10 protein-coding genes are annotated in these 6,430 nt (G+C 49.8%); 5 read left to right on the top strand and 5 right to left on the bottom strand.

Annotation, left to right across the window (positions count from 1 at the left end; all coding sequences use genetic code 11):
• Window positions 1-66: 66 nt before the first annotated feature.
• Complete coding sequence (locus KDK14_RS02860) at window positions 67-537, bottom strand: hypothetical protein (RefSeq protein WP_257263512.1); 471 nt, start codon at window positions 535-537, stop codon at window positions 67-69.
• Window positions 538-836: 299 nt separating this feature from the next.
• Between KDK14_RS02860 and KDK14_RS02855 the strand changes: the two genes are divergently transcribed.
• Window positions 837-1,130: a hypothetical protein gene (locus tag KDK14_RS02855; RefSeq protein ID WP_257263511.1), complete on the top strand. Its 294-nt coding sequence runs from the start codon at window positions 837-839 to the stop codon at window positions 1,128-1,130.
• On the opposite strand, the gene KDK14_RS02850 is transcribed toward KDK14_RS02855, so the two are convergent.
• Window positions 1,118-2,191 (bottom strand): DUF481 domain-containing protein, encoded by a 1,074-nt coding sequence (locus KDK14_RS02850; protein WP_257263510.1) that lies wholly within the window; start codon window positions 2,189-2,191, stop codon window positions 1,118-1,120. The genes KDK14_RS02855 and KDK14_RS02850 overlap by 13 nt on opposite strands.
• Before the next feature lie 127 nt (window positions 2,192-2,318).
• On the opposite strand from KDK14_RS02850, the gene KDK14_RS02845 reads away from it, so the two are divergent.
• From KDK14_RS02845 to KDK14_RS02835, 3 genes are all read left to right on the top strand, one after another.
• The gene (locus tag KDK14_RS02845; protein WP_257263509.1) at window positions 2,319-2,612 is read left to right on the top strand and encodes a SemiSWEET transporter; all 294 of its coding nucleotides are present in this window, start codon (window positions 2,319-2,321) and stop codon (window positions 2,610-2,612) included.
• 172 nt (window positions 2,613-2,784) lie between these two features.
• Window positions 2,785-3,099 (top strand): MGMT family protein, encoded by a 315-nt coding sequence (locus KDK14_RS02840; protein ID WP_257263508.1) that lies wholly within the window; start codon window positions 2,785-2,787, stop codon window positions 3,097-3,099.
• The gene (locus KDK14_RS02835) at window positions 3,089-3,322 is read left to right on the top strand and encodes a hypothetical protein (protein ID WP_257263513.1); all 234 of its coding nucleotides are present in this window, start codon (window positions 3,089-3,091) and stop codon (window positions 3,320-3,322) included. The genes KDK14_RS02840 and KDK14_RS02835 overlap by 11 nt, the downstream gene beginning before the upstream one ends.
• A 48-nt stretch (window positions 3,323-3,370) precedes the next feature.
• On the opposite strand, the gene KDK14_RS02830 is transcribed toward KDK14_RS02835, so the two are convergent.
• The 3 genes from KDK14_RS02830 to KDK14_RS02820 form a co-directional block, all read right to left on the bottom strand.
• The gene (locus KDK14_RS02830; RefSeq protein WP_257263507.1) at window positions 3,371-4,927 is read right to left on the bottom strand and encodes an MFS transporter; all 1,557 of its coding nucleotides are present in this window, start codon (window positions 4,925-4,927) and stop codon (window positions 3,371-3,373) included.
• A gap of 166 nt (window positions 4,928-5,093) precedes the next feature.
• Window positions 5,094-5,579 (bottom strand): YajQ family cyclic di-GMP-binding protein, encoded by a 486-nt coding sequence (locus tag KDK14_RS02825; RefSeq protein ID WP_257263506.1) that lies wholly within the window; start codon window positions 5,577-5,579, stop codon window positions 5,094-5,096.
• A gap of 128 nt (window positions 5,580-5,707) precedes the next feature.
• Window positions 5,708-5,923, bottom strand: a complete 216-nt coding sequence (locus tag KDK14_RS02820; RefSeq protein WP_257263505.1) for a dodecin — start codon at window positions 5,921-5,923, stop codon at window positions 5,708-5,710.
• Window positions 5,924-6,034: 111 nt separating this feature from the next.
• Here KDK14_RS02820 and KDK14_RS02815 point away from each other — a divergent pair.
• On the top strand, window positions 6,035-6,430 hold a 396-nt coding region (locus KDK14_RS02815), incomplete at its 3' end, for a 2-dehydropantoate 2-reductase (protein WP_257263504.1).

Raw genomic sequence — 6,430 nt, 5'->3', positions numbered from 1 at the left:
AGAGCGGCAAAGGACAAGCGAGATCGGGAGCACGTTTATGAAATATCCGGGCTAACAGCACCTCCTCTAATTCTTCTGTATTGAGCCGGTCAAATAAAAACCGAAAAAAATGATGCCTCCCTCGGATTCACCAGCAGCTTCCGGGATTGAAGAATACTGGCTTTGGAGATTTTTCAATAGCCAGTCAGGTGCTTTAGCTGTCAACAGGCTTTTGACCTGATCTTTTGTCAGTAGATATAATTGCTGCTCAAGGTTTGGTGCGTCATTATCCATCGAGTTTTCATATTCAGTCACGTTTTTATCATAATCCCTCAAATCTCTGTAGATTTGCGTGAAACAATGATGCCAGGTACTGTCGGGATTATTGGCTGCTGAATGGGAATGATGATTAACGCTGGTGACTGATCTTTCAATAATCTGTCCTTCAGGTGTTTCTGCAGTGCTTGATTTGGGCAGTTTGGTTGTTTCGGTATCGGCAAAGGTCAATTCCTCCACTTTTCTTTTTAAGTTTTTAACTCGCTTTAAGTAGCTGGCCATATCGAGTCAAATATTTCTGTCTATTTGGGCTGGTACTATGAGAGGCACAACGGAGCATAGCCGTAGTTATGTGACCGAGGTTGTAACGAAGCACGACTGCGTGGATGCAGGAGTCAGGGCAACGCAGGAGCAGCTGCCGTGTAGGGAAGTCTATTTTCGGACAGCCTCTTGGAGAGGAGCAGTTGCCGGGTCGGTCAGCCTCCCGGTCAAGAGACCCCAAAAAACTGTAATCAGCCATCAATCAAAATACCGTGCTGCCGCTATTAACAGAAGTAATTCGGAAAAAGTACCCAGTAGCAATGAGAGTCAGAAAAACCCTGATTTTTCCCCTTGAACATCAACACTCTGAAAATTTACCCAGAAACTCGCTGCTTTATCGTGCAGCCAACTGGCTGGAAACCACCATGCGTGCTTTACAGGAACACCGCGAAGAGAAGCAGCACGGGCAACCACTGGCACAACAGAAACCGGTTTTCCCATCATCTAAGCAATACCCATTTCGTCGATGCCTGATAAGAACCCGGTTGTTTATGCCCACAAGAGAGCGCCTGCCAGTCTGCACACTGCTGCGCCCCGGACCTCACCATTGGTAGCCAATTCCCATTTTGATTCGACTGTCAACATTACGGGACTTATCAACCGGGTCACTGTCGTAATCAACGATATGCGTCAAATTCCAGGTAATATGATCGGTCAAACCAATTCTCAGCGTCTGATTGATATTAACCAGTGTCGCAGACTGTTTTAACCGGAAGAACGTTCTGCTATTGGCAAAATATTCCCAGTTGTTACTGATTCGTGTCCGGTAGTTAAAGATCCAGGTCAAGGCATAATCCCGTTGCGACGCATTGGTCTGATAAGCTTCCCAGAGCTGGCTGATACCGCCACTGGTTTTCAGCGCCCCGGCAGCGGTTTCCCAAAAGCGATAACCCAATGTGCCGCCCAGTGATGTACGGATTCGCAGATCTTCCTGCGAATCATACTCCTGTTCTGCAGCTCCCTGCACAAACCGGTGCTCATCCAGATAACGGCTGTATGAGTAGCCAACCTGCCACTCAGAGCTTTTAATGCCGTTATCATCTTCCAATTCAATATCCCAGTAAAAAGCGTTTTTATTCCACTGGTCATCAATATTGAGTTTACCTTCAACACCAATCAACCACTCATTATCGTTTCCGGATTTGCTGTCCAGCGAAGCGACAAGGTTACCTCCCAGCTCCCAGGTATCAGCAATCACCGGCTGTTCAATATGGATAGCGGCCACTGGCCATACCGCAGAGAATGAACGCTTCTGGCCGCTGTTATCAATAACCGTAATACCGGTTTCCCGACCTTCAAAGCGTCGCAACCGGGCGGCATTCTCACCTATCAGGCTAACCCAGAATGTTTTATCAGAGTCCAGGGCTGTGACATAACGCCAGTCCAACTCGATAGTGCCTGCATAGCTGGTGCGCAAACTCAGCTTGCCAGAGTCCAGTTTAACAATCTCGCCGGACAACACATCGCCATTGTTCATCCAGACGGTATCAGCCCATGTCGTGCTGATAGAAAAAAACAGACACAATATCGTCGGCAGCCTGAATAAACAGCGCAGGCTCCTTTGGAGCAACATAGAAAGAACTTCCCCCGGACAGGTTGTATCCACCTGTAACATGCAAAAACACAGTCCACAATAAATCAATGGCAATGACAGCTATAAGCGGTGTTGATCGTTCCTTCCGGTTATCAATGGGTCTATACTAACTGTCTGTCGTGGTCAGGCAAAGGCAGGATATACAACGATGGGATTATTTCAACGGATCGGAAAAGCACTGGAGCCGTTGATGCTGGCGATGGGTGTCGTCAGTCCACTGGCCACAATACCGCAGCTTTATAAACTTTTCTTTTCCCACAGCCAGCATGCTGCAGGGCTCTCGCTGGCCACATGGACCCTCTATACTTTCATTGCATTCTTATGGACACTATATGGGGTATACCATAAAAACCCTACTATATGGATAGGAAACTGCCTCAGTTTTCTGATGGACGCAACCATGTCGGCAGGTATTTATCTGAAGGTCGGGCTGGTGATGTGAAATCACTGATTGAATGAGTTGCCTTCCAACAACTTTCAATAACTTTCAACAACCTCCAACCAAAAGATGAACTTTAATCTGGATCAAACACTTTCACAGTTAATGTCCTTTCCCATTCCATACTTTTCAAATATCTTGCAATCTGTCGTTTTAAGATCCCGGAGAGCCAACGTTGACTGCCCCCTTTACCCCTTCGGAAATATGGTACCTGATCAGCAAGATTCCGAAAGGCTCTGTGGTAACCTATGGCCAACTGGCCGAGATGGCAGGAGCTCGTGGTTATGCACGTGTGGTGGGCAATATCCTGACACAGCTGCCCGCAGGAACCGACCTCCCCTGGCACCGGGTCATTAACGGTAAAGGCCAGATTTCATTTCCTGATGGGTCCAGTCGCTACCGCCTGCAAAAACAGCGTTTGGAACAGGAGGGGGTGATAATCTCATCGGGAAAAATCAACCTGAAAGCGCATCAATGGCATGGAGAGTAAACACTTGGATGGAGCACCGGAAGATATTGCCCTGGCCGTCGAAATTATTCGCCAACTGGAAAACCTCGATTACCCGGAAGAGAACATTCTCAGGGCGATGGTTCATATCTGTCAGGATACACTGAACAAGCTTCCCAACGACGGGACCCGGGAGTTCTGGCGGCAGCGACTGATTGCAGAACTAATGGGCCCGGCAGACGATCCGCCTGCTGAGACCCATTGAGCAGCTACTGAAAAAAGCTGAACAAAAGCTGAAAAAAGGACAAATGTATCAGTCACCCGCCTGATGACGTTCCAGCAACCGCCCTACATACGACACCAGCCATAGAACCGGCAGCCCCAGCAACGCTGAACCGATAAAGAATACCGGATAGTCCAGACTATCCACAAAGGTGCCGGAATAACCTGCCAACAGCTTGGGCAACAAGGTCATCAGTGAGCTGAAAATAGCGTACTGCATGGCCGTGAAGGCCCGGTTGGTCAGGCTGGATAAAAAGGCAATAAACGCGGCGGAGGACATGCCGCCACTGAGGTTATCCGCCGCAATCACCAGGCTTAAATAGAGGCTGGAAGGTTCAAGGTTGGCCAGAAACGCAAACAGCACGTTAGACAGTGCCGCCAGCAGTGCGCCTAGCCAGAGGATGCGCATCACACCGTAGCGAATGGCCAACACCCCGCCCAGAAAGCCACCGGCAATGGTCATGATCAGGCCGAAGGTTTTGGTGATGGTGGCGATTTGCTCTTTGGTATAGCCCATATCGTTGTAGAACACATTGGATATGGTACCCATAACCACATCAGCAATACGGTAGGTCCCGACCAACAGCAATATATAGACAGCCACTTTGCCATAACGCGCAAAGAAGTCAGCAAACGGCGCGACGTAAGTCTCCTGCACCATGGCTCTTGGCGCAAGATGAGCTTTCACCAACAACCAGGCGGTAACCCCGGCGGCGGCGACACTGCCTGTAAATCGCCCGGCACCCGCCAGAAAACCCGCGATTGGATTAGACAACCCGCTATCCAGCAATAGGGTTTTCAAAGCACCAAAAACATCAGCCAGCTGAGTGAAAGAGGTAACAAATGCGCTGGCCGCCAGGGCAAAGAGCAACAGAAAGCGCAGATAATCAACGGTGCTGTGCACCGACTCGGGAGTACGGTCAATATCCGGCTCAGCAACCAATAGTGTGGTCACAATCCCGATCAGCATAAACACGGCCATACAGCGATAGGCCCAGGCCCAGGCCAGATAGTCGTAATGGCCTTCGTCCGCCATGGTAAACCAGCTGGCCAGTGCCAGTGTACCAGCGCCAGCCACCAGCATACCGATCCGATACCCGGCAATATAGGCAGAGGACATCATGGCCTGCAGGTCATCGTCCGCCGCCTCGATCCGATAGGCATCAATCACGATATCCTGGGTGGCCGAGGAAAAGCCAAGCATCACCGCGCCACAGGCGATCCACAACAGACCATCAACTGGGTTGTGGGCAGCCATAAACAACAGCGCCGCAACAACAGAGAGCTGGGAGACTAATAACCAAGACCGGCGACGCCCGAGCAGATCGTGCAAAACCGGCAATGGAATGCGGTCCACCAGCGGTGCCCAGACAAACTTGAAGGAATAGCCTAACGCCGCCCAGCTGAAAAAGGTGACGGCACTGCGCTCCACACCAGCCTCACGAAGCCAGAGGGACAGGCTACTGAAAATCAACAGAAGGGGCAGGCCTGCTGAAAACCCGAGAAAAAGCAGTGTAATCACCCGACGGTTGAAAAAGCTTCTACAGGCGTCCCCCCAATTCTTCGAAGAATCTGCTGACAGTCCCATTCAGTGTGCTCCATAACAAGCGTGATGATCTACAGCGCCACGCTTTTTTATAGTTAAAAGTATTGTGTCTTAGAAAGAAGCCAGGCAATTAACCAAATAAAAACCGTTTTCACCATCGGGCAAAAACGGTTTTTCCTGCCATATTTTCTTTCTGTGCCAAGGCCGATCAATCCCTGAAATTATTGTACTGCAGCGGCATGTCCAGATCGGCTTCGCGCAAAAAGGCAATCACCGTCTGCAAATCGTCCCTTTTCTTGCCGGTGACCCGGACCTGATCACCCTGAATGGCGGCCTGCACCTTAAGCTTGGCATCCTTAATCATTTTCACGATCTTTTTGGACACATCCTTATCCAGCCCCTGGCGAACCACCACTTCCTGCTTGACCTGTTTGCCCGAGCCATAATGGTTCTTCACTTCAAGGCATTTAACATCAATGCCCCGCTTGACCATCCTGGTTTTCAACATCTCGACCATTTGTGCCAGCTGAAAGTCGGCATCGGTGGTTAGCACGATCTGTTTGTCACCACTTTTTTCAAAGCTTGCTGCAACACCCCGAAAGTCAAAACGGGTCGCCAGTTCACGGTTTGCCTGATCGACGGCGTTGGCCAGCTCATGCATATCCACTTCAGAGACAATGTCAAATGAAGGCATAACGAATGATCTCCTTGAGAAATCGAAAGAAACAATTAGCAACTATTGTATCCATGATTATATTGGAAAGGCCATGGAGAACATCATTACACCAACAGCAAGGTTCGGGTGAATATGGTTTACGGCAACTACTGATCTTTGCCCTTGAGCCTGAAGCCAATTTTTACCGTCACCTGCCAATGGGCAATTTTGCCCTTGTCGATATGGCCACGCTGCTCCACCACTTCAAACCAGCCCATATGCTCCAGGGTCATGCCAGCGGCGGCAATGGCATTTTGAATCGCATCATCACTACTGACCGTTGAACTGCCAACCAGTTCAGTCATTTTATAGGTATGGCTCATTGTCTATCTCCCACTCTTGTTTGGAAAAGCTGTGAAACACCAGCTGTTTGAGTATAGGCAGCAAATGGTAGACTCGGCGTATCTTCATCCGCTGATGGACTTCAGACATTCATGCACAATGATCCCTGGTATATTCTGGGTGCCGGCAGCATCGGTTGCCTCTGGGCCGCCAGCCTTTGCCATAAAGGGGAAAGCCCCCGCCTGATCCTGCGAGAAAGCCGCCATCAGCAGCTTGCACAAAAGCGCATGCCACTGAAACTATCAACACCGGACCAGACCTTCCTGTTTGCTGTGGATACCGTCTCCCCAGAAACCATCGACAGCCCCATCAACCGGCTGATTATCTGTACCAAGGCACAGGATTCGCTGTCTGCACTGAACAGCGTAAAACCATATCTGGCGGATAACGGCCAAATACTGTTGCTGCAAAATGGCATGGGAAGCCAGCAGGCCATCAGGGATGCGTTGCCAACACAAATGCCCATGGCGCGTGAAAATATTTTGCGC

The organism is Endozoicomonas sp. ONNA2 (assembly GCF_024606365.1).
GTDB lineage: Bacteria > Pseudomonadota > Gammaproteobacteria > Pseudomonadales > Endozoicomonadaceae > Endozoicomonas.
Note: the sequence above shows the minus strand (reverse complement) of the source record. Positions and strands in the feature narration are given on the sequence as shown.

Coding starts and splice junctions, on each gene's coding strand:
- KDK14_RS02860 (WP_257263512.1), bottom strand. CDS start 537: ATGGCCAGCTACTTAAAGCGAGTTAAAAACTTAAAAAGAAAAGTGGAG.
- KDK14_RS02855 (WP_257263511.1), top strand. CDS start 837: ATGAGAGTCAGAAAAACCCTGATTTTTCCCCTTGAACATCAACACTCT.
- KDK14_RS02850 (WP_257263510.1), bottom strand. CDS start 2,191: ATGTTACAGGTGGATACAACCTGTCCGGGGGAAGTTCTTTCTATGTTG.
- KDK14_RS02845 (WP_257263509.1), top strand. CDS start 2,319: ATGGGATTATTTCAACGGATCGGAAAAGCACTGGAGCCGTTGATGCTG.
- KDK14_RS02835 (WP_257263513.1), top strand. CDS start 3,089: ATGGAGAGTAAACACTTGGATGGAGCACCGGAAGATATTGCCCTGGCC.
- KDK14_RS02830 (WP_257263507.1), bottom strand. CDS start 4,927: ATGGGACTGTCAGCAGATTCTTCGAAGAATTGGGGGGACGCCTGTAGA.
- KDK14_RS02825 (WP_257263506.1), bottom strand. CDS start 5,579: ATGCCTTCATTTGACATTGTCTCTGAAGTGGATATGCATGAGCTGGCC.
- KDK14_RS02820 (WP_257263505.1), bottom strand. CDS start 5,923: ATGAGCCATACCTATAAAATGACTGAACTGGTTGGCAGTTCAACGGTC.